This window comes from Ruegeria sp. E8, assembly GCF_056533985.1.
This window is the reverse complement of the sequence record NZ_JBQFOY010000010.1, coordinates 82972-105094: the sequence shown is the minus strand read 5'-3', so window position 1 is coordinate 105094 and position 22123 is coordinate 82972. Positions and strand designations below refer to the sequence as shown.

The window sequence follows — 22123 nt, the reverse complement described above, 5'->3', positions numbered from 1 at the left end:
TCAGCCCGGTGGGAACAAAACCAGCGTCTGCAAAGCCGTGCCTACGGGCCCCTGCCTGTCATACAACACGGCCTGCGACATCCCGATACCGGAAGACTGCCAATGCGAGACCGAATCTGACGCCAACCAGTCCGAGACCGGCTCTCGGTGGATATTCACGGTCAGATCCGTGTTCATGAATCCCATTTCCGAAGTTGGCGCGTTCCACGAGATACCGTTGCCGCAATCGGCCAACGGGCACAGGGACTGGATGGGCGACTGGACCTCTCCCTGCAAAAGCTGCGGGGTTCGCATCCAGACCGTTTTAGGACCGGCCCCCTGCTTGCCCCCTTTGAGATATCGAATGTCGCTGTAATGGGCAAAACAGGGCAGATCGTGACGAATCTCACCGATGGGAAAAGGGCCATCAATCGTGTCTTCTACCCTTGGTCCAGTGTTTTCCACGTTGGCCACGGGCCCCAGATCCCGCCGCACCACATGCATGGTGGTGGCCGTTGCGCAAAGCGTATCGTCCAGATCATGCACCGTGACCCGTGTGGTCGCGAGCGTCTTGGTGTGACGTGTGGTCTCGGCCGCGACCCGCAGACCGGCCAGGGGTAGAGGGCGCAGAAGGTCAACGGTCAGGCGGGTCAGCATCTTTTCAGGGCCAACTTCGGTTTCGGCCGCACGCACGATCAACCCGCTGACCGGCCCTGCGTGACAGTGATCGGCAGACCACGGCCCGCGCGCGGCATCATTGCCAACAAACGCCCCATCCTCGCGCTGGTGAAAATAGGTCTTGTCCGTAAAATCTAGCGCTGCTGCCATAAGCCCCTCAGCTCTGTTATTTGTTTCAACGTGTCCTTAGGTCGGCATACGACCAGTCCACATGCACAAGGCCGGAGGCAGAACCGTTGCACATCCCTACCCTTCAAGCGGCTCTACCCACACCTTCAAGAAAACTCGATTGGTCTTTCCGTATGACCTCACCCCAAGTCAAATCGATTACGCGTTGAAGAAGAACCCGGTATCCTCGGGTCGGGTTACAATCATGTTTGCGGATGCTTCCTTCTTTGGCATCAAAACCAGCCTATACATTCAAAGCAAGGATGGCTTAACTGCCCGGGGCCTGTCCACTGGTATGACGGGACGTCACCACTTCAAAAGTCTGCAGGAGCTACGCATGGCATTGTTAATCGAAACCGGGTTATCCGATTGGATAAGTGATGCCGAAATTGCCAGCAAATTGCAGGCCGTGTTGCCGGATGCGGATATCCGCACAGCCCAGACATTAGGGAATCCCGAAGACATCACGATGCTGGCCGTGGTCAGCATGCAACGTGATCACCCTGCGCGCCTGCCCAACCTGAAACTGGTTCAGAAACTGGGTGCCGGGGTCGAGACCATTGTAAGCCACCCTAACCTGCCTGGCCACGTACGCATTGCCCGTCTGAAACCGGACGCACCTGCGCAGGGCATTGCCGAGTGGTTTCTGGCCTATATCCTGCGTGCCCAGCGGCACATGGCATTTCACGAAAATGCGCAAGCGCGCGCTGAGTGGTCACCGCGTGAGCCAATCTTTACGCCAGACACGGTTGTTGGCGTTCTGGGTCTGGGTCACATCGGGGCCCGTACCGCACGGATGTTGCGCGCCGTCGGGTTTCAGGTGATGGGCTGGAGCCGCACACCCAAGGACATCGATGGCGTGACCTGCCTGAATGGACAGGAGACTTTGCCGGTTCTTCTTGGCCAATGTGACCACGTCTGCGCCATTCTGCCCTCGACCCCGCAAACCACTGGCCTGTTCGACGCTCAGATGCTGGCAGAAATGAAACCCGGCAGTCAGTTGCTGAACGCGGGGCGCGGAGATCTGATCGACGAACCCGCCCTGATCGCCGCGCTGGACGCAGGCGCTCCGGGCCATGCTGTACTGGACGTCACGTCACAGGAACCATTGCCACAAAGCAACCCGCTGTGGCGGCACCCCGGCGTGACGATCACACCGCATGTCTCGGGCTGGCATCTGGGCGACGCCCTGTCAGATGTGGCTGAAAACTTCCAAAGGCTCAACGCGGGCGCGCCTTTGCTGCATGAAGTGAACCGGGATCAGGGATACTGATACCGGATTCAGCTATCAGGGCGTGAGAATCCAGTTGCCATTGCCATCATTGCACCGGCGCGTCCGGATTTCCCTGCTTTGATCGCCGCCTTCCGGCTGAATGACATGCTGCAGGCTGACGCAATTTCCCTGCACATTTCGCACCCGAATTGTGCCCTTTGAACCGGTGTCGTCATTTTTCCACGACCGCTCCTGACCGACGGACGGTGTGCCACTGGTCAAAAGCGTGTTTGAGGCTGCGTTGACCACTTCGAAATCCGCCGGGGACAACCCCATCTCGGCAATGATTCGGGATAACGGCTTGGCCTCGACCAAACTGGGTGTCAAAAGAACGCCGCAGGTGGCTAGGGCGTTTAAAATCGGGGCTTTCATGGCGGCCTCACAAAACTGAAATCATTTGCGGTCAAAGATATACCCCTGATCCGGCAGGGCCAAGCCCTTGACTTGAAGCTTCAAATTTTCCCGATCAAACCTTTCGCGTGGCTGGAATTCGTTGTGATTTTATGGCCTCGGGGCTTCACACACAGGCCGGAATTTGCTGAAATCCAAGTAAATTCCGATTTTGATCACTGGAGATTGTTCCATGAAACTGCGCCCCGCCCTGCTGGCCATTACCGCACTCGCTGCAACCGCGACCCTTTTCACCTCGCCCATTTCCGCCAAGGAAGATACCAAATCCGTTTTCGTCATGAGCCGCACCTGGGCTGTGACGCAAGTCTCTGACGCGCCGGTCATCTACCGCGCTACGCGTGACAACAACAACCTCAACCCGTTCGGCCCCCCACCGCGCCTGCGCACGATTCAGGCGATTGCTGCGATCCAGCAGGCAACCGGGTGCAAACCGATCGTGGCCAGCATGTATCAGAACATCTCGGGCCAGTTTTTCTCGCAGGTCAGTTGTAACTGACGCAGGGCCAGATCGGGCATTGAGGTCACCCGACCGGCCTGCCATAGCTTGCGCATGAAACTCGCGATTAACGGATTCGGCCGCATCGGCCGCACGATCCTGCGGCAGGTTCTGGCCCTGCCGGAAGGGTCAGATATCGAGCTGGCGCTGATCAATGACATCGCGCCGCTGGAAACCTGCGCTTACCTGTTCAAATACGACAGCACCTTCGGCCCCTATCCCGGCGATGTGTCCAAAGGGGATGACGCGCTGATCGTGGACGGGCGCACGATCCATATGACCCACTGCGCCGATCTGACCCGCGTTGACCTGTCAGGCGTGGACGTGATGCTGGACTGTACCGGTGTTGCCCGCAGTTCCGATGTCGCGCGCCGAGGTTTGTCTGCAGGTGCCGGGAAAGTCCTGATCTCAGGCCCTTCTCCCGCGGCTGAGGTCACCATCGTGCTGGGTGCCAATGAGGGTCAGCTGGGCGACGCCCGGATCGTGTCCAATGCATCCTGCACCACCAATGGGCTGGTCCCGCTGGTCAAGGTCATCGACGATATCGGAAGTATCGCTTCGGGGCACATGACGACCATCCACTGCTACACAAACAGCCAGCCCATGGTCGATGCCCCGCGCGGGGACCTCGCGCGCTCTCGGGCGGGTGCGCTGTCGATGGTGCCGACGACCTCGAGCGCCATACACCTGATCGACGTCGTCCTGCCGCATCTGGCCGGGCGCATCTCGGGCGCGGCTGTCCGTGTTCCGACGGCAAGCGTGTCTGCCGTGGACCTCGTGGTCACTTTGCAGCGCGGTATGAGCGCCGAAACCTTCGATCGAGCCCTGAAACAGGCTGTCGCCACCTCGCCTGTTCTTGGCTGGACAGATATGCCGCTGGTCTCGTCCGACCTGCGTACCCGCCCGGAATCGCTGATTATTGCCGGGCCGGAAACCCGGATGGTCGGAGAAAATCAGGTTCGGGTTTTTGGCTGGTACGACAATGAATGGGGCTTCTCGGCCCGAATGCTGGACGTGGCCCGCCTAATGGCAGCCGACTAGCCAGAGCGCGCGCCGGTTAGGGAGGCATCGCATGACCCCCGAAGGGCGTGCCGTTGGAAGCCAGGGCCGACATCCGCAGAATCCGAAACGCCTGGGCTGTATCGTCAACACAGTTTGGTCGAAATTTCCGTATCCCGCGTTAAATCCCTTTTCCCCATCGCTTTCAGATGCTCTAACCTGAATTCAATGGTCCGCGCACAGCACGGGCAAGAGATTTAGAACTGGGACATTTGGGGCAATTCATGCAAGGGAGAGCGCGGCAAGGCCGTCTGAGGTGCTGGCTAATGGCCGCTGTCGTGGCTTTGGCCCCAACCACTCTGGCAGCGTTGGAAACATCTCTCACTGCTCCGGGCGCGTCAAAAGAACTTGTTGAACGCCTCAAAGAGACATCTTCGGTAACGACGGCCGAAGAACGCGGCCTCGACACGCCGCTTGAAATCCTGTCCGCAGCCCTGTCGGATTACCGCACGATTGTTCAAATTCTATATGATGAGGGGTATTTCAGCCCGGTCGTCAGCATCAAGCTGGACGGGCAGGAAGCGGCGGAACTCAGCTCGCTTACAGTACCTACCCAAATCAATCGCGCCGCGATAACCGTTGAAACCGGGCCGAGTTTCAAATTTGGAACGGCCAGTGTTCAACCCCTCGCCCCCGAAACGGAACTGCCCGAAAACTTCGCACCTGGGAAGCTGGCGACAACCGGCGCTATTCAACAAGCCGCTTCGGCCGGAGTGCAGGGATGGAGGAACGCCGGCCACGCCAAAGCCGGGGTTGCGAACCAGACCGTTATCGCGCGCCACGCTCAGGCCCGTCTGGACGCGCAAATCGAGCTTGATCCCGACCGTCGACTGACATTTGGCAAAATGTTCATTAAGGGCGACACGGATGTGCGCCACCGGTCCATCGAAAAGATTGCCGGGTTCCCAAGCGGAGAAGTCTATTCGCCCGAAAAAATCCAGAAGGTCGGAACCCGGTTGCGTCGGACAGGGACATTCAACGTTGTCTCACTTCAGGAACGTGAGACGGCAAATCCGGATGGAACCTTGGATTTCGATGCCACGTTCGAAGACCTGCCTAAACGTCGCCTGACCTTTGGGGTTGAACTGGCCTCTCGCGATGGGGTTGATGTGACTGCGACCTGGACCCATCGCAACATGTTCAGACGCGCCGAACGTTTGCGCTTTGAAGCTGCGATACGCAACATCGGCGGGGCCGAGGATATCGATGGCCGGATCGGGTTGCGTCTGGATCAACCGGACCGGCTTGGCCCCGATGACAATACGTTCTGGAGCGCATTGCTGGAACGCCGCAACACGGAAAACTACAACGTGACCGTGGCTTCGTTGGCTTACGGTGCGCGTCGTACATTCTCGGACAAACTGTACGCTGAGGCGTCAGCAGGGTTTCAGTGGTCGGATGCGGATGACGCATATGGAAACGGTCGCAAGTTCAGGTACTTCATCCTGCCGTTCCGATCCGAATGGGATGAGCGTGACAGCAAAGTCAGCGCCACACGCGGTTTCTATCTGGATTCGCAGGTGATGCCCTTTGTCGGATTTTCCGGCACTGACACCGGCATTCGCATGTTCTTTGATGGCCGCGCCTATACCAGCCTTGGCACGGGTGGAAGGCTGGTACTGGCGGGCAGAGCGCAGTTGGGATCAGTCATTGGCCCACCCGCAGACGGTGTTACACCTGACTTTCTGTTCTTCTCCGGCGGTGCCGGAACCGTGCGCGGGCAACCGTTTGAAAGTCTCGGCATTCCGGTTGGAACCGGCATCGCGGGCGGCAAGTCCTTTATTGGCTTGTCTGGTGAAATTCGGGGCAAAGTCACCGACAGCCTGTCTCTGGTCGGGTTTTACGACTACGGTGTCGTTGATACGTCTTCCTTTATCGGCAGCGGTGCGGAAGACCACTCTGGCGCCGGTATTGGTGTAAGATATGATCTGGGCGGATTTGGACCCCTGCGCTTTGATCTGGCCTTTCCGGTCAGCGGCCCCACCGGGGACGGGCTTCAGTTCTACATTGGGATCGGACAGGCGTTTTGAAACGATACCTTTCATATCCTCTGCTGATTGGCGCATTGGTGTTTGTGCCTGTTGCCGGCTCTGCACAAGAGGACGAAGGCGGCAGCATGATCGAGCGGTTCCTACAGGATACGCTGTCGGGCGACGATCAGAATGTCACCGTGAAAGGCCTGCAAGGCGCGCTGAGCTCGCGCGCCACCATTGCAGAGATCACTGTCGCCGATGACGAAGGGGTCTGGCTAACCATCAAAGATGCCGAGCTGGACTGGAACCGTCTGGCTTTGATCCGCGGGCGGTTCTCGGTCAATGCTCTGACCGCGCAGGAAATCGACGTGGCCCGCGCGCCGGGCACCACAACCAAGGATACGCCGCCTCCTGCTGCCGAAACACAGGCCTTTCAGCTACCTGAATTGCCGGTTGCAATCGAAATCGGAGAAATCCGCATCGATGAACTGGCCTTGGGCGAGCCCCTGATCGGTGTCGCGGCAGAACTGGCCGTGAATGGCAGCCTGTCGCTGGCCGACGGGGCGCTGGATACCAGTCTGGACATCACACGTCTGGACCGCGCCGGTGATGAGATCAAGCTGAGCGCGGGCTTTCAAAACGCTGACAGCCAGATCGATCTGGACCTTCAGGTGACCGAGGCTGCGGGTGGCCTGATATCGACCGCCTTGAAAATCCCGGACAGCCCGCCGATCGGATTGACGGCTAAAGGGTCCGGGCCGGTGACGGATTTTACGGCGGATATCGGCCTCAGCAGCGATGGTCAGCCTCGGGTGACCGGTCAGGTTCGCTTGCAATCGGCCCCGACCGCCGCAGCAAGCGCTGACGAGGGCATTGCCTTTACCGCCGATCTGGGCGGTGATCTGACGCCCTTTGTTGCCGACAATATGGATACGTTCTTCGGCAGCAAAACACAGCTGTTTGTGGATGGGCGGACGCAGCCTGAAGGTGCGCTGACCATCAGCGATTTGAAGCTTACTTCGCAAGCGCTGACCCTTGAGGGTGAGTTACAATTGGCGGCGGGCAGCCGTCTGCAACTGGCGGCTCTTCAGGGGCGCATTACACCTCCGGACGGACAAAGCGTGGTTCTGCCCGTCTCGGGCGGAGGCACGTCGATTGAAGCTGCTCAGATTTCCGCGCTTTACGACGCAAAGAACGGCAATCTTTGGGACCTGAGCCTGACTGCGAATGCCGTGAAGACCGAACAGCTCGACCTGCGGCGCGCGCAAATCTCGGCGCAGGGAACGCTTGAACAGGGTGACACCCTGAAACTGGACGGTGATCTGCAAGCTGCTCTGGACGGAATCGATCTGACTGACGACGCCCTGAAAGCAGCGGTCGGGGACCGCATCACATTGGACGGTACGTTTGCCTATGGCAGCGACCAGACCGTGAACCTGTCCGGTTTCGAGCTGGTCGGCTCGGATTATGAGCTGGGCGTTGACGCGTTGATCAGTGGACTTTCCAGCGGTCTGGCCGTTGACGGCACAGCCACGTTGGAGGCGACAGACCTATCGCGTTTCTCGGATCTGGCAAAATTGGAATTGGGCGGTCAGGCCTCTGCCCGCCTTACGGGCCAAGGCTCGCCGCTGGAAGGCAGTTTTGATGGCAAGCTGGAAGTTGAAGGGAATGACCTGTCCACCGGACGGGGTGACATCGATCCGGTGATCCGCGGCAACACAACGATCACACTGGACGCCAAACGAGGCGCGGATGGTGTAACGATCCGGGATTTCACACTGATCGGCGACACGCTGCGCGCGCAGGCTGACGGCACGGTGACGACCCCCGAAGGCAATGTCACCATTGACGGCCAAGCGACCGTCAACGCCCGGGACCTTTCCATATTCTCGGGCCTCGCAAATCGCGAACTCGGCGGTGCGGTGCAGGCGAAACTGGCCGGTAAAGGTGCCGTTCAGACGCTGGAATTTGACGGCACGGCCAGCGTGCTCAGCCGGGATATCAAGACCGGCATGTCGGAAATCGATCCCCTTCTGGTTGGCCGAACCGAGATCACCTTTGACGGCGCATTGAGTCAGGATCAGATCGTGATCCGCGACGCGGTTGTGAACGGCACGGCCCTGACAGCCAAAGCCTCTGCTACGATAGACGACCCCAAAAGCGCTTTGGCGGTAGACGGACAAGCCAATCTGAACATCCCGGATCTGTCGCTGTTCTCCGGCCTTGCACAGCGCGATCTGGCAGGCGCGATCCGTGCGGATGTCGCTGGCAAAGGCGCAGTGGGCAGCAAAGCGTTCGACGTCAAAGGCAACTTGGCTGCGGACGATATCAAAACCGGGATCGACACGGTCGATAACCTGATCCAAGGACGCACGAACCTGACCGTGGACGCGTTGAACGGTGACGAAGGCCTGAACATTCGCACGTTCCAATTGATCGGAACCGCCCTGTCGGCCAATGCGTCAGGCAAGCTGGACCGAAACGCCGGCGGCTTGGACTTCTCTGCCAAACTGGACGATCTCAACCGCCTTTCACCGACCTTGTCCGGCCCGCTCACCCTCAGCGGCAATGTCGCTCCGACCGGGTCGGGGCTGGAAGGTACGGCGCGACTGGACGGGCCCGACAGCTCTTACGCCAGCTTGACAGGAATGGTCGATCAAAACGGGTCGGCGGATGTGGATTTCGACGCCAAACTGAACCGGATCGAACGGTTTGTGCCTGAATTCCCCGGCACTATTGCCGCGACCGGAACCGCCAAGCGTGACGATGGCACCTGGACCATCGATACCACTGCACAAGGCCCTGCGGACATAAACAGCACCGTGACCGGGACCTTTGACGAAACCAGCGGCGAGGCCGATTTGACCGCTCAGGGCGGGATCAACCTTGGGATCGCGAATGTTTTCATTACCCCCAACAAGATCGACGGGTCAGCGCGTTTCAACCTTGCCCTCAAAGGCGCGCCTGCGCTGGCGTCGTTAAGCGGGTCAGTGACCACGTCTGGGACGTCCCTTGCCATTCCGGGTGCTGGTCAGACCATCACCGGGATCAGCGGTCAGGTGGATCTGGCGCAAAGCCGCGCAAACATCAACCTGAGCGGCGGGGTTCGTGCAGGCGGCAACTTTACCGTGAACGGGCCAGTTGACCTGACGCCACCGTTCAATGCGCAAATCACCACCGCGCTCAACAGCCTCGTGCTGACGGATCAGCTGCTGTACGAAACCACCCTGAACGGCCAGATCGCGATGACCGGCGCTTTGGCCGGAAACAGTTCGCTGGCTGGTCAGATCACGTTTGACGAGACCAATATCAACCTCGCAGCCGCCTCGGGCGCTGTGGGCGCGGCACCGATCCCGGAGATTGAACACATCAACGAAAGCCGTGCCGGTTTCGTCACGCGAGAGCGCGCCGGATTGGTTGCAACAGAAGGCTCAGGCAAAAGCGCCTCTCGCATTGCGTTGGACATCAGCCTGCTGGCACCCAAAGCGGTGTTTGTCAGGGGACGTGGTGTGAACGCCGAGCTGGGCGGCCGGATTTTTATCGGCGGCACCACAGCCTCGGTTGTTCCGTCCGGTCAGATCGAACTGATCCGGGGAAATTTCGACATTCTGGGCCGCAGGCTGGCGCTGACCAAAGGCATCGTCACGCTTCAGGGCGACCTGACGCCCTATATCGAGTTTGAATCCTCGGCCAGCACTTCGGACGGCACGGCGACAATCGAAATCGCGGGCCCGCTGGATTCGCCCGAGGTCGACGTGTTTTCCGACCCTGAACGCCCCGCCGAAGAAGCGTTGGCGATGCTGTTGTTCGGGAACCGGTTCTCTGAAATCTCCCCATTCCTGATCGCACAGATGGCAGCTTCACTGGCGCAATTGAGTGGGGCGGGTGGCGATGCGACCAAAGGACTGCGTGAATCCACAGGTGTGGATACGATCGACATCGGTGCATCGGAGGGCGGAGCAGGCCGGTTAGGTGCCGGGGCTTATCTGGGTGAAAACCTTTATACCGATTTCACTGTGAACACCGAGGGCGACACCGAAGTGAACCTGAATCTCGACGTAAGCGACAATTTCACCGTCAAAGGCACCGTTGACGGCCGGGGTGAAACCGGTATCGGCGTGTTTTTCGAACGGGATTACTAGGGTATTGCGCTGCGCGCTCTGGGCGAATGAAAAAGGGTTGGTCCCACGACCAACCCCATATAAGGCTTCAGATTAATACAGAAGTCGAAAAGAACGCCGAAGTCGGCAAGGACTTGGCCTTGGCCCTGACGGCCAACCTTTTCGTGCCCGACAGCGCCGCGCGGCGAAGCTGCCGCCGCCCAGTTCGTAGAGGACATCAAAACCATATTGCTGGGTGTCACCGTCAGCGGAACCGTCACCATAAGCTGCTGTCAGCGTAGTGGCCGCACCAACATTGTAAGCCAATGACAGACCATAGGCCGTGCCGTCGGTTCTTTCGCCAGCACTGTTGTTCAGCGTGTCGCCATCTCGACCAACGAATAGGGTACCGTTGAAATCACTCAATTCCGCACCCAGTGCCAGAACGACAAGGTCCTGGTCGTTGTCGCCATTGACGCTTTTGGCTTGACCGTAAATCAACGTGGCCGAAACGTTGTCATACGTGTAGGTCGCGCTGACATCCCAACGGTCGGCCCCTTGGCTCGCGTCGGTGTCATAAGAGGTACCAAACGCAAAATCGGCAACCTCATACTGGAAGAACACCGCGTTCGAACCTGAGCCCGTCGAAGAGTATTCGAGAAAATCGTAGTTCACGCCCGAATGCTGGCCAAGGAACTCCTCCAGATCCGGTTCGTTACCGGCAAGAGCAAACGATCCAGTTCGCGTGCGACTGAGGCGCGGAAAACACCGTCTTTTGGCAGAGGACAACAAAAAAGAGCGGCCCCGTTGAGGGCCGCCCAATACCATATCGCATAACGGTGCGGACTATTCCGCCGCGATGGCGTCTGCGATCTTTTCGACACGGATGGCCGAGAACTTGAACTCGGGGATCTTGCCGTAGGGGTCGATGGCCGAGTTGGTCAGGATGTTCGCCGCCGCCTCGACATAGGCGAAGGGGATGAACACCATATCCTCGGCAATTGCCCGGTCGGCCCGCACCATGATCTCGATGGAACCGCGACGCGTGGTCAAACGGATCATCTCGCCCGGCTCAATACCCATCAGCTTGAGCGTACGCGGGTTCATCGAACAGTTCGCTTCCGGTTCCACCGCGTCCAGAACGTTGGACCGGCGGGTCATCGACCCGGTGTGCCAATGCTCCAGCTGACGCCCGGTTGTAGCGATCATCGGGTATTCGTCATCCGGGGCCTCATCCGGTGGGATGACGCTGGCCGGGGTGAAACGCGCCTTGCCTTCCGCGCGAGGGAAGCCATCGCCAAACACAATCGACTGCCCCGGATCGGTCTCGCTGAGCGACGGGTAGGTGATGGTTTCGGTTTTCAGACGATCCCATGTGATGTTGTTGAGCGAGTTCATCGTCAGCTTCATCTCATCGAATACCTGTGACACGTCGGTGTAATCCCAGTTCAGCCCGATGCGCTGTGCCAGCTCGACTGTGATCTTCCAGTCTTCGCGCGCCTCACCCGGAGGTGTCACTGCGGGGCGCACACGCTGCACCTGACGGTTGGTGTTCGACACCGTGCCGTTCTTTTCATAGAGCGCCGAGGCTGGCAGGATGATGTCGGCATAGTTCGCCGTCTCGGTCAGGAAGATATCCTGCACGATCATCAGCTCCAGCTTGGCCAGCGCGTCGCGCGCATGGCCTACATCCGGGTCGGACATAGCCGGGTTTTCACCCTGGATATACATACCCTTGATGTTGCCCGCATAGGCCTGATCGATGATCTCGGTCACGGTCAGACCTTTCTCGTTCGAGAAATCGTCCGAGTTCCAGACATTGTTGAACTTGGCCCGGATACCGTCATCGGTGACCGACTGGTAATCCGGCAGAAACATCGGGATCAGACCGGCGTCAGACGCACCCTGCACGTTGTTCTGACCACGCAACGGGTGCAGACCCGCGCCCGGTTTACCAACGTTGCCAGTCATCAGAGCCAGCGAGATCAGGCAACGCGAGTTGTCGGTACCGTGGATGTGCTGGCTGACACCCATACCCCAGAAGATCAGACCGGCCTTGGCCTGCGCAAAGGTGCGCGCGACACGGCGCAGCTGATCCGGTTCGATGCCACAGATCGGCGACATCGCCTCGGGCGTGAACTGGCGCAGATGCTCTTTCTCGGCTTCCCAGTTCTCGGTCCAGCGGTGGATGTACTGGCTGTCATACAGCTCTTCCTCGACGATCACGTTCATGATCGCGTTGAGCATCGAGACATCCGCCCCCGGACGGAATTGCAGCATCTCATCCGCAAACTTGCGCATACCGACGCCGCGCGGGTCCATCACGATCAGCTTGCCGCCACGTTTGGCGAACTGCTTGAAATAGGTCGCCGCAACCGGGTGGTTCTCGATCGGGTTCGAGCCGATGATGATCGCCACATCCGCGTTTTCAATCTCGTTGAAGGTCGCGGTCACAGCGCCCGAGCCTACGTTCTCGATCAGAGCCGCAACGGACGACGCGTGGCACAGACGGGTGCAGTGGTCGACATTGTTGTGCTTGAATCCCTGACGGATGAACTTCTGGAACAGGTACGCCTCTTCGTTGGTACATTTGGCCGAACCAAAGCCCGCGACGCTGCGCGGATCTTCTTCGCGCAGGGCCATCAGCTTGGTGGCGGCCAGATCCATCGCCTCTTCCCAGGTCGCTTCGCGGAAATGGGTGTCCAGATTGCCCGGATCGACGTTCAAACCCTTTTCAGGCGCGTCCTCACGCCGGATCAGAGGCTTGGTCAGGCGGTGCGGGTGGTGGATATAGTCAAAGCCAAAGCGGCCTTTGACGCACAGGCGGCCTTCGTTTGCCGGGCCGTTGATGCCCTCGACATATTTGACCTTGCCGTCCTTGACCTTCAGCGAGACTTTACAGCCCACACCGCAGAACGGGCAGACGCTTTCGGTCTCAGAGTCGTAATCCTTGCTGTCACCCTTCTGCTGGTCGTCCAGTACGGTAGCGGGCATCAGGGCGCCCGTGGGGCAGGCCTGAACGCATTCACCGCAGGCCACACAGGTTGAATCGCCCATCGGGTCGTTCTGGTCGAACACCACCTGTGCCGTATGTCCTCGACCGGCCATGCCGATCACGTCATTGACCTGCACTTCACGGCAGGCGCGGACGCAAAGGTTGCAGTTGATGCAGGCGTCCAGATTGACGCGCATCGCAACGTGGCTGTCATCCAGCAGCGGGATTTTCTCGGCCTCTTTCGCAGGAAAACGGCTGTCGCTGACATCGTTCAGCTTCGCCATGTCCCAGAAATGGCTAGAGGTGTCGTGTGCTTCCTCGGGCTGGTCAGCAACCAGCAGTTCCATGACCATGGCGCGCGATTTCTCGGCGCGATCCGAGTCGGTCTTCACCACCATGCCGTCCGCAGCGGGGCGGATGCACGAGGCGACCAGAGTGCGCTCGCCTTCCACCTCGACCATACAGGCGCGGCAGTTGCCGTCGGGGCGATAGCCCGGCTGTGGCTTGTGGCACAGGTGCGGGATGGTGAACCCTTGCCCTTTGGCGGCTTCCCAGATGGTCCAGCCCTCGGGCACGGTGACATCTTCGCCGTTCAGGTTGAAGGTGACGGTCTTGGTTGGGCTTGCATCAAGCATGGCTCTGTCTCCCTCAGATTTCGTCAGCGAAATGTTTCATGACCAGGCGGATCGGGTTCGGGGCTGCCTGCCCCAGACCGCAAATCGATGCGTCGCCCATGACCTGACACAGGTCTTCCAGCAGGTCCTGGTCCCATTTTTCGGCCTGCATCAGCTTCACAGCCTTTTCGCAGCCCGCCCGGCAGGGTGTGCACTGGCCGCAGCTTTCATCTTCAAAGAACCGCAGCATGTTCAGCGCCGCATCGCGGGCGGTGTCCTGATTGGACATGACCACAACCGCGGCAGACCCGATGAAGGTGCCCAACGGCTGCAGTGTGTCAAAGTCGAGCGGGACGTCGTCGATGCTGGAGGGGAGAAGACCTGACGACGGCCCGCCCGGTTGATACGCCTTGAACACATGACCTTCGGCCATGCCGCCGGCGGCATCAATCACGTCAAGAATGGTCGAACCTGCGGGCAACAGGTAGACACCCGGCTTTGCCACCCGGCCCGAGACCGAATAGCTGCGCAGGCCCTTGCGGCCATTCTTTTCAACTGAATTGAGTATCTGCGGTCCTTCGCGGCAGATCTTTGAGACCCAATAGAGCGTCTCGACATTGTGCACGAGCGTCGGGCGGTTAAAGACCCCGACCTGCGCCACGAACGGAGGACGGTGACGTGGCAGGCCCTTTTTGCCTTCGATCGACTCGATCATCGCGGATTCTTCACCGCAGATGTAAGCACCGGCACCCCGGCGCAGGTCGATGTAACCCTTGTCGACGATCCCGGCCTCTTCCAGCGCAGCAATCTCGCGAGCAAGGATTTCCAGCACCGCCGGGTATTCGTCGCGCATGTAGATGAAGCAAGTCTCAGCCTCGACCGCCCAAGCGGCGATCAGCATACCTTCGAGGAAGACATGCGGCGTGCGTTCCAGATAGTAACGGTCCTTGAAGGTACCGGGTTCGCCTTCGTCACCATTGACAGCCAGATAGCGCGGGCCTTCGTTCATGCGAACAAAGCCCCATTTCTTGCCGGACGGGAAGCCGGCACCGCCAAGACCGCGCAGGCCCGAAGACAGGACATCTTCCTGCACCTTTTCCCAATCGCCGCCGTCGCGCAGCTCTTTCAGCTTGGCGTAACCACCGTTCGCTTCATAAGCCGAAAAGGCTTCGTAATCGGGCAGATGTGCATGGGTGTCATTGCCAGCAATTGCGGCCTGCACCTTTTCGGGGGTCGCATGGTCGATATGGTTGTGACCAATCTCAAGCACGGGGGCTGTGTCACAGCGGCCCATGCAGGGCGCGCGCACCACACGCACCTCGGCCGGGTCAAGACCATCTTCCAGCGCTTTCTGCAAATGCTGGGCACCGGCCATTTCGCAGGAAAGGGAATCACAGACCCGGATCGTCAGCGCGGGCGGAGGGGTTTCACCCTCTTTCACCACGTCGAAATGGGCATAGAAGGTCGCGGTCTCATATATCTCGGCCTGACCGATCCGCATCTCGACCGCCAAGGCGGCGATGTGATCGGCGCTGATATGGCCGTGTTCGTCCTGAATCAAATGCAGAAATTCGATCAGCAGGTCGCGGCGACGCGGGCGATTGCCCAACAGGCGCGCAATCTCGGCCTGTGCTTCATCCGTGAACTGACGGCCTTTGGGCGTGTGCCGCCCTTTGCCTTTACCTGACTTCCAAACGCCTTTTGCGTCGGATGGCTTGGTATCCAGTGGTGCCATGCTTTCCTCCGTAAGAGAGTCCCGTCTCTCATCAGATTAGCATATCGTCAAATCGCAAATCTCAATCGCACGATAACGACGGATTATCACCGCAAAGACGTCACCACATCACGCAAAGCCGCAACTGTCGGCAATTCCGGGTCGCGCGTGAGCGTCGCCAGACAAATCGGTTTACTAACAACGGGATCGACCAAAGGCAGCACACGCGTCCCCTTGAGATCGCCCAGCGCGCGCACCAGCACGCGTGGCACGACGGTTGCTGCCAACCCTTCACGCGCCATGACCATCGACGCTGTAAACCCGCTGGTCTCTGCCACGATATCCGGGTGCAAGCCCTGCTCCGCAAAAATGCGGTCCAGAATGCGTCGATTCTGCATCTGTGGTTGTAACAGGCTGAGCGGAAACTCAGCGACCCGCGCCCAGGGAATCGCGCTCGTCTCATCTGTCATATGAGCCGGCACGAGCAGGACATAGGTTTCCTCATACAAAGGTTGCACCTGCCGCAGATCCGTGCCGATACTGTCGCCATAGGTCACACCCGCATCCAAGCTGCCCTCGTCCAGCCGGTGCTGGATTGCAGAGGCAGACATGGTTTCGATACGCGTAACAATACGCGGATGCGCCTGACGCAATCGTTTGGTGAGCCGTCCGCTAAAGGCAATTGCGGTTGGAATCACCCCGAGGATCAAAGTCCCGGTAATCTCGCCCTTGGCAGCCAGCACCTGCTGTTCCAATGCCTTGGTATCGTCGAGAATACGCCGCGCCCGCTGGACGATCATCTCGCCCTCTTCGGTCAGGCCCTGAAACCGGTTGGCACGGCGGACGATGGAGACACCCAGTCGATCCTCAAGATTGCGGATGCGCATGGAAAATGCGGGCTGCGAAATCCCGCACTCCTCGGCTGCCTTAGCGAAATGGCGATGCCGCGCCAGAGCGCTGAGGAGTTGGAGGTCGCGGATTTCGATCATGCGGAGTTGTCCCAAAATCTGATCAGACGCACATTAACGCGTTTGCGTCGCGGTGAAAGCTATAGTTGTAGTCCGACTATGACATTGAGGCGCGAAATGCGCTTTCTTCTTTCACGAACAGCGCGTTATCGTGAAACAAAGTCGAGATGATGGGCGGAGGATTCAATGATCAGAGAACATATCGGCTTGATCGCACATATCTGGATACTGACAGTATCGCTTGCTTTTTTGGCAGTAGGAGGTGTCATGGCACAGGAGAACGATATTTCAGCAGCAAAAAACCTGTCACGACAGGCCCTTGAAATGTGGGCCGCAGATTCCACGATTGATGAATCAATTTTCGTCGGCGGCTATCAGAACCATCAGGCCCCCTTGGCTACCGGAGGCACCGGCACCATCGATCTGAGCACCTGGGTCAGCATTGTCAGAGAGAACCATAAGGCCTTTCCAGACCTGAAGGTTGAGATTTTGGGGCAGACCGCCGAAGGCGACCGCGTATCCACCCATTGGCGCTTTTACGGAACCCAGAATGGCACTTATCTCGGGCTGCCCGCCACGGGCCGGTCGGTTGACTGGACCGGCATTCAGATCGACCGTATTGCCAATGGCCAGATAGCAGAAAGCTGGGTCGTGTGGGATTTCTTCACGCAGCGACAGCAGCTTGGCTTGGAAAACTAACAGCAGCGAATACTGTGCGCCCGGCCTGCCAGCAGACCGGGCAATTCGGCACTAATCAGGTGTTGAACAAGAAATGCATCACATCGCCATCCTTGACGATGTAGCCTTTGCCCTCAGCCCGCATCTTGCCTGCCTCTTTCGCGCCCTGCTCGCCATTGGCGTCAATGTAGTCGTCATAGGCGATGGTCTCGGCGCGGATGAAGCCTTTCTCGAAATCACCATGGATCACGCCAGCGGCCTGCGGCGCGGCGGTGCCGGTGCGGATGGTCCAGGCGCGGGCTTCTTTCGGGCCGACGGTGAAATAGGTTTCCAGCTTAAGCAGGTCGTAACCCGCGCGGATCAGACGGTCGAGGCCAGGTTCTTCCAGACCCATCTCTTCAAGGAACATCTGGGCCTCGTCTTCTTCCAGCAGGCTGATCTCTTCTTCGATCTTGGCGCTGATGATAACGTGGGCGTTGCCCTGCGCGGCAGCCATTTCGGCCACACGAGCCGAGTACTCGTTGCCTTCGGCGGCTTCTTCTTCCGAAACGTTGCAGACATAGAGCACCGGCTTGGTGGTCAGCAGCTGCAGCATCTTCCAGGCTTTGGCGTCCTCATCGGACACTTCGACCAGACGCGCGGGCTTGCCGCTTTCCAGCATCGCCTGCGCCTCGGCCAGCAGGCGGTCCTGCTGTTGCGCCTCTTTGTCGTTGCCCTTCAGCTTGCGTACCAGATTGGCGCGGCGCTTTTCGATGCTTTCCAGATCAGCCAGCATCAGTTCGGTCTCGATGGTGTCGGCATCCGCAACAGGATCGACACGGCCATCCACATGAGTCACGTCGCCGTCTTCGAAACAGCGCAGTACGTGGGCAATGGCGTCGGTCTCGCGAATGTTGGCCAGAAACTGGTTGCCCAGCCCCTCACCCTTCGAGGCTCCTTTCACCAGACCGGCGATATCCACAAAGGTCATGCGCGTTGGAATGATCTGTTTCGACGACGCAATTGCCGCCAGCTTGTCCAGACGATCGTCAGGAACGGCCACATCGCCAACATTGGGCTCGATGGTGCAGAACGGGAAGTTCGCAGCTTGCGCAGCAGCGGTTTTGGTCAGCGCATTGAAGAGGGTCGATTTGCCCACATTCGGCAGACCTACGATTCCCATTTTAAAGCCCATCACGGCCTCCTGCATAGAATACGAGCGCAGCTTCTATGCAGGTCCGCTTCAATGCGCAAGTGATTGCTGGGGAGGCCTGGATTGAGCCAATTTCGCAACATCACAAAAACGTTCACAAATCGTGTTCTTGGTGGAACTGAAAAAAAGACCTTAGGATAACCAGTTAGCGCATTACGATTATTTCTTGAGTGGTAGAAAATGATGAAAACGTTCCTTCTTGCAGCCATGTTGGCGGTCACGTCTTATGCGACAGCCCAGGCTCAATCCGTTGTTTTTGGCGCGGGGTACGCGGACTTCTCGGAAGAAGCATCCGATGATCAAGGGCTGATTTCACTGGAGTACCAGCATAGCCCTTTTCATCAGGCAACACGGTTCAGCGCTGGCTGGGGGGCAGCACTCTCGGTTCATGAAGACGGAGATACGCATATCGGCGTCGGCCTGATCGGGTTGTATTCGCTGAGCGACCGCTGGTTCGTCGAAGGCAGCGTTATGCCGGGCTACTTCAACGCCAACGATGACACGAACGATCTGGGAGGGGACTTTCAGATCCGCAGTCTCCTTGGCCTAGGCTACACCCTGAACAACGGCAACAACGTATCCGTCGCGATCACCCACAAGTCGAACGCCAGCACCAATGATGAAAACCCCGGGGTAAACGCAGTGCTGCTGCGGTATCATCTGGGCTTCTGATCTAATCCTGCCTCGGCGGGATTGATTTTCGGTGAAAGTTTCTGCACACGGGTCGAAACCCGAGTGCAAGGACATCCGATGACCCGTATCGACGCAAAGTTCGCCGCCCTGAAAGCCGAAGGAAAAAAGGCTTTCGTTGCCTACGTCTTGGCCGGAGATCCCGACTATGACACCTCGCTTGAAGTGGTCAAAGGCCTGCCGGGCGCTGGCGTGGACGTAATCGAACTGGGTTTGCCCTTCACTGATCCGATGGCGGATGGTCCCACTATTCAGGCTGCGGGCCAACGCGCGTTGGATGGCGGCATGACATTGCAGCGCACATTGGATCTGGCGCGCGCGTTTCGGGAAACTGACGATACAACTCCGATCGTCCTGATGGGCTACTACAACCCGATCTACAGCCGGGGCGTCGACGCGTTTCTGGCAGACGCAAAAGACGCAGGCATAGACGGGCTGATCGTCGTGGACCTGCCGCCGGAAGAGGATGAAGAGCTCTGCCTGCCCGCTCAGGCCGCGGGTCTGAACTTCATTCGTCTGGCAACCCCAACCACGGATGACAAACGCCTGCCGCGCGTTCTGCAGAACACGTCGGGCTTTGTATATTACGTTTCGATCACCGGGATCACCGGCGCTGCGGAAGCGCAGGCTACGGATGTCGGACCTGAAGTTGCGCGTATCAAGGCCGCGACCGACCTACCGGTAATCGTGGGCTTTGGCATCAACACGCCCGAGAAATCCCGCAACATCGCTTCGGTGTCGGACGGAGCGGTTGTCGGATCGGCTATCGTCAGCCAGATCGGCGCGGGCAAACCGGTGGCCGAGGTTCTGGATTTTGTAAAATCCCTGTCGGATGGCGCGCACAGCGTCTGATCCACCCGGCACAACATTCATGTAAATGATCCGTCGCAGAATATCGCTGCGGCGGATTTTTTTGTATCCGCCTCAAGGCCAAAACATTGCAGGTTCAGGTATGGATCGGTAAGCAAAACTAACCAATAATCGCAAAGGTCTGCTGCCGTGCCTGTTATTACCAATATCGAAGACCTCAAGCGCATTTATGAACGCCGTGTGCCCCGGATGTTCTACGATTACGCTGAAAGTGGCAGTTGGACAGAGCAGACCTTTCGCGAAAACAGCAGCGACTTTGAGAAGATCCGCCTGCGCCAGCGGGTCGCGGTCGATATGGCCGGACGGTCGACAGCATCGCAGATGATTGGTGAGGATGTCTCGATGCCCGTCGCGCTGGCACCTGTCGGGCTGACGGGAATGCAGCACGCGGATGGAGAGATGAAAGCCGCCAAAGCTGCCGAAGACTTTGGCGTGCCCTTTACCCTCTCAACCATGTCGATCAACTCGATCGAAGATGTGGCGGAACACACAGACAAACCATTCTGGTTCCAGCTTTATACTATGAAGGATACTGACTATGTCAGTCGACTGATCCAGCGGGCCAAAGACGCCAAGTGTTCGGCACTGGTGATCACCCTGGATTTGCAAATCCTCGGCCAACGGCACAAGGATCTGAAGAATGGCCTGTCCGCACCGCCTAAGCTGACTCCAAAAACCATTGCGAACCTGTTGACCAAATGGTCCTGGGGCATCGAGATGTTGAGGGCCAAACGGCGCGAGTTCGGCAATATCGTCGGCCATGTCGAAGGCATCTCGGACGCCTCCTCCCTTGGTGCATGGACCGCTGAGCAATTCGATCCGAGCCTCGACTGGGCAAAGGTCGAAAAACTGATGGCGCAATGGGGCGGCAAGGTTATCCTCAAGGGCATTCTGGACGCTGAAGACGCCAAAATGGCCGCAAAACTCGGAGCCGATGCCATTGTGGTCTCCAACCACGGAGGTCGGCAATTGGACGGTGCACTCAGTTCAATACGGGTGCTGCCGGAAATCATGGACGCGGTTGGAGGGGATGTGGAAGTGCATCTAGACAGCGGCATCCGGTCCGGTCAGGACGTCCTCAAGGCCTTGGCCTTGGGTGCCAAAGGAACCCATATCGGTCGTGCGTTTATCTATGGCCTGGGCGCAATGGGCCAGAAAGGTGTCATCACTGCACTTGAGGTGATCCGGCAAGAATTGGACACCACGATGGCCCTGTGCGGTGAACGGAGTGTCAATGATCTGGGACGGCACAACTTGTTGGTCCCGCAGGATTTTGAGGGGCGTTGGCAAGAGTGACCGCGCAAATCGGGGGCTCTGCCCCCGCCGCCCTTCGGGCGACTCCCCCGGGATATTTTCAGCCAGATGAAGCCAGGGATCCTTCATTCATCTGGCCCCAAATATCCCGGAGCGCGAGGCAGAGCCTCGCAAAAAAATCATACGGGCTAAAAACCCCTTTCCAAACTCAATAAATCAAGCTAAGGACGCGGCTTCACGCGGGCATACAGCCTTGGAGGATGCCCGCCCTAACATTGGAGAATTATCATGGCTGGAGAGATTCCTGATCTCGTAGCTCTGGAACGGACGGGGACAGGCAAGGGCGCCGCTCGTCAAACCCGCCGCGACGGCATGGTTCCGGGTGTTGTATTCGGTGGCGACAAAGAACCGCTGGCAATCAAGATCCCGTTCAACGAACTGTTCAAGCGCCTGAAAGCGGGCCGGTTCAAGTCTACCCTGTGGAACCTGAAGGTTGAAGGCCACGAAGACGTTCGCGTCATCTGCCGCGACGTTCAGCGTGACGTCGTCAAAGACCTGCCGACCCACCTGGACCTGATGCGTCTGCGTCGGACCACCAAGATCGCGCTGTTCATCCCCGTTGAGTTCATCAACGAAGATGAAGCACCCGGCATCAAGAAGGGCGGCGTTCTGACTGTTGTCCGTCCGGAAGTCGAACTGATGTGCACCGCCGGTGACATTCCTGAGAAGATCACCGTTGACGTGACCGGAATGAACATCAACGACGTTGTAACCATTTCTTCGGTTGACCTGCCTGCAGGTACCAAACCGACCATCGACCGTGATTTCGTGATCGCGAACGTTTCGGCACCGACCGGTCTGTCGACCAGCGACGACGAAGAAGGTGAAGAAGTGGCTGCAGACGAGGTTGAAGTCGTCGGCCAGGAAGAAGCAGAAGAATAAGTCCGAACCCTGTATTCGGATTTCCAGGCGGGGCTCATTTCGGGCCCCGTTTTCTTTTGGTCCGACGGG

The 22123-nt window shown here is 58.6% G+C and carries 17 protein-coding genes; 10 read left to right on the top strand and 7 right to left on the bottom strand.

Going from position 1 to position 22123, the window contains the following annotated elements:
- Positions 1-807 (bottom strand): thioesterase family protein, encoded by an 807-nt coding sequence (locus tag ACR0LF_RS14345; protein WP_480580695.1) that lies wholly within the window; start codon positions 805-807, stop codon positions 1-3.
- Positions 808-1162: 355 nt separating this feature from the next.
- Here ACR0LF_RS14345 and ACR0LF_RS14340 point away from each other — a divergent pair, with 355 nt between their 5' ends.
- Positions 1163-2098 carry a 2-hydroxyacid dehydrogenase gene (locus ACR0LF_RS14340; protein WP_480580697.1) on the top strand — a complete coding sequence of 312 codons (936 nt, stop codon included), beginning with the start codon at positions 1163-1165 and terminating at the stop codon, positions 2096-2098.
- A gap of 15 nt (positions 2099-2113) precedes the next feature.
- On the opposite strand, the gene ACR0LF_RS14335 is transcribed toward ACR0LF_RS14340, so the two are convergent.
- Entirely contained in the window at positions 2114-2470 is a 357-nt protein-coding gene (locus tag ACR0LF_RS14335; RefSeq protein WP_480580699.1) for a hypothetical protein, read from the bottom strand.
- 211 nt (positions 2471-2681) lie between these two features.
- On the opposite strand from ACR0LF_RS14335, the gene ACR0LF_RS14330 reads away from it, so the two are divergent.
- From ACR0LF_RS14330 to ACR0LF_RS14315, 4 genes are all read left to right on the top strand, one after another.
- Positions 2682-3005 (top strand): hypothetical protein, encoded by a 324-nt coding sequence (locus tag ACR0LF_RS14330; RefSeq protein WP_480580700.1) that lies wholly within the window; start codon positions 2682-2684, stop codon positions 3003-3005.
- Between the two features lie 54 nt (positions 3006-3059).
- A complete protein-coding gene (locus ACR0LF_RS14325; RefSeq protein WP_480580702.1) occupies positions 3060-4046 on the top strand; it encodes a type I glyceraldehyde-3-phosphate dehydrogenase in 987 nt (328 codons plus the stop codon).
- A gap of 284 nt (positions 4047-4330) precedes the next feature.
- Positions 4331-6094 carry an autotransporter assembly complex protein TamA gene (locus ACR0LF_RS14320; protein WP_480580704.1) on the top strand — a complete coding sequence of 588 codons (1764 nt, stop codon included), beginning with the start codon at positions 4331-4333 and terminating at the stop codon, positions 6092-6094.
- Positions 6091-10179 (top strand): translocation/assembly module TamB domain-containing protein, encoded by a 4089-nt coding sequence (locus ACR0LF_RS14315; RefSeq protein WP_480580706.1) that lies wholly within the window; start codon positions 6091-6093, stop codon positions 10177-10179. Before ACR0LF_RS14320 ends, ACR0LF_RS14315 begins: the two co-directional genes overlap by 4 nt.
- 72 nt (positions 10180-10251) lie before the next feature.
- On the opposite strand, the gene ACR0LF_RS14310 is transcribed toward ACR0LF_RS14315, so the two are convergent.
- The 4 genes from ACR0LF_RS14310 to ACR0LF_RS14295 all read right to left on the bottom strand — a co-directional run bounded on the left by ACR0LF_RS14310 (position 10252) and on the right by ACR0LF_RS14295 (position 16449).
- Complete coding sequence (locus tag ACR0LF_RS14310; RefSeq protein ID WP_480580708.1) at positions 10252-10812, bottom strand: porin; 561 nt, start codon at positions 10810-10812, stop codon at positions 10252-10254.
- Between the two features lie 171 nt (positions 10813-10983).
- Entirely contained in the window at positions 10984-13767 is a 2784-nt protein-coding gene (fdhF, locus tag ACR0LF_RS14305) for a formate dehydrogenase subunit alpha (RefSeq protein ID WP_480580710.1), read from the bottom strand.
- A 13-nt stretch (positions 13768-13780) separates the two neighbouring features.
- Positions 13781-15481 carry an NAD(P)H-dependent oxidoreductase subunit E gene (locus tag ACR0LF_RS14300; RefSeq protein WP_480580711.1) on the bottom strand — a complete coding sequence of 567 codons (1701 nt, stop codon included), beginning with the start codon at positions 15479-15481 and terminating at the stop codon, positions 13781-13783.
- A gap of 86 nt (positions 15482-15567) precedes the next feature.
- Entirely contained in the window at positions 15568-16449 is an 882-nt protein-coding gene (locus tag ACR0LF_RS14295) for a LysR family transcriptional regulator (RefSeq protein WP_480580713.1), read from the bottom strand.
- A 165-nt stretch (positions 16450-16614) separates the two neighbouring features.
- Between ACR0LF_RS14295 and ACR0LF_RS14290 the strand changes: the two genes are divergently transcribed.
- Entirely contained in the window at positions 16615-17127 is a 513-nt protein-coding gene (locus ACR0LF_RS14290) for an ester cyclase (protein ID WP_480580715.1), read from the top strand.
- 55 nt (positions 17128-17182) lie between these two features.
- Here ACR0LF_RS14290 and ychF read toward each other — a convergent pair whose 3' ends face one another.
- Positions 17183-18280, bottom strand: a complete 1098-nt coding sequence (gene ychF / locus ACR0LF_RS14285) for a redox-regulated ATPase YchF (protein ID WP_480580716.1) — start codon at positions 18278-18280, stop codon at positions 17183-17185.
- A 201-nt stretch (positions 18281-18481) separates the two neighbouring features.
- Between ychF and ACR0LF_RS14280 the strand changes: the two genes are divergently transcribed.
- The 4 genes from ACR0LF_RS14280 (at position 18482) to ACR0LF_RS14265 (ending at position 22054) form a co-directional block, all read left to right on the top strand.
- Positions 18482-18970: an acyloxyacyl hydrolase gene (locus tag ACR0LF_RS14280; RefSeq protein ID WP_480580718.1), complete on the top strand. Its 489-nt coding sequence runs from the start codon at positions 18482-18484 to the stop codon at positions 18968-18970.
- 78 nt (positions 18971-19048) lie between these two features.
- Positions 19049-19840, top strand: a complete 792-nt coding sequence (trpA, locus tag ACR0LF_RS14275) for a tryptophan synthase subunit alpha (protein WP_480580720.1) — start codon at positions 19049-19051, stop codon at positions 19838-19840.
- 147 nt (positions 19841-19987) lie between these two features.
- The gene (locus ACR0LF_RS14270) at positions 19988-21154 is read left to right on the top strand and encodes an alpha-hydroxy acid oxidase (RefSeq protein WP_480580722.1); all 1167 of its coding nucleotides are present in this window, start codon (positions 19988-19990) and stop codon (positions 21152-21154) included.
- A 246-nt stretch (positions 21155-21400) separates the two neighbouring features.
- Entirely contained in the window at positions 21401-22054 is a 654-nt protein-coding gene (locus ACR0LF_RS14265) for a 50S ribosomal protein L25/general stress protein Ctc (RefSeq protein ID WP_480580724.1), read from the top strand.
- Positions 22055-22123: the final 69 nt, after the last annotated feature.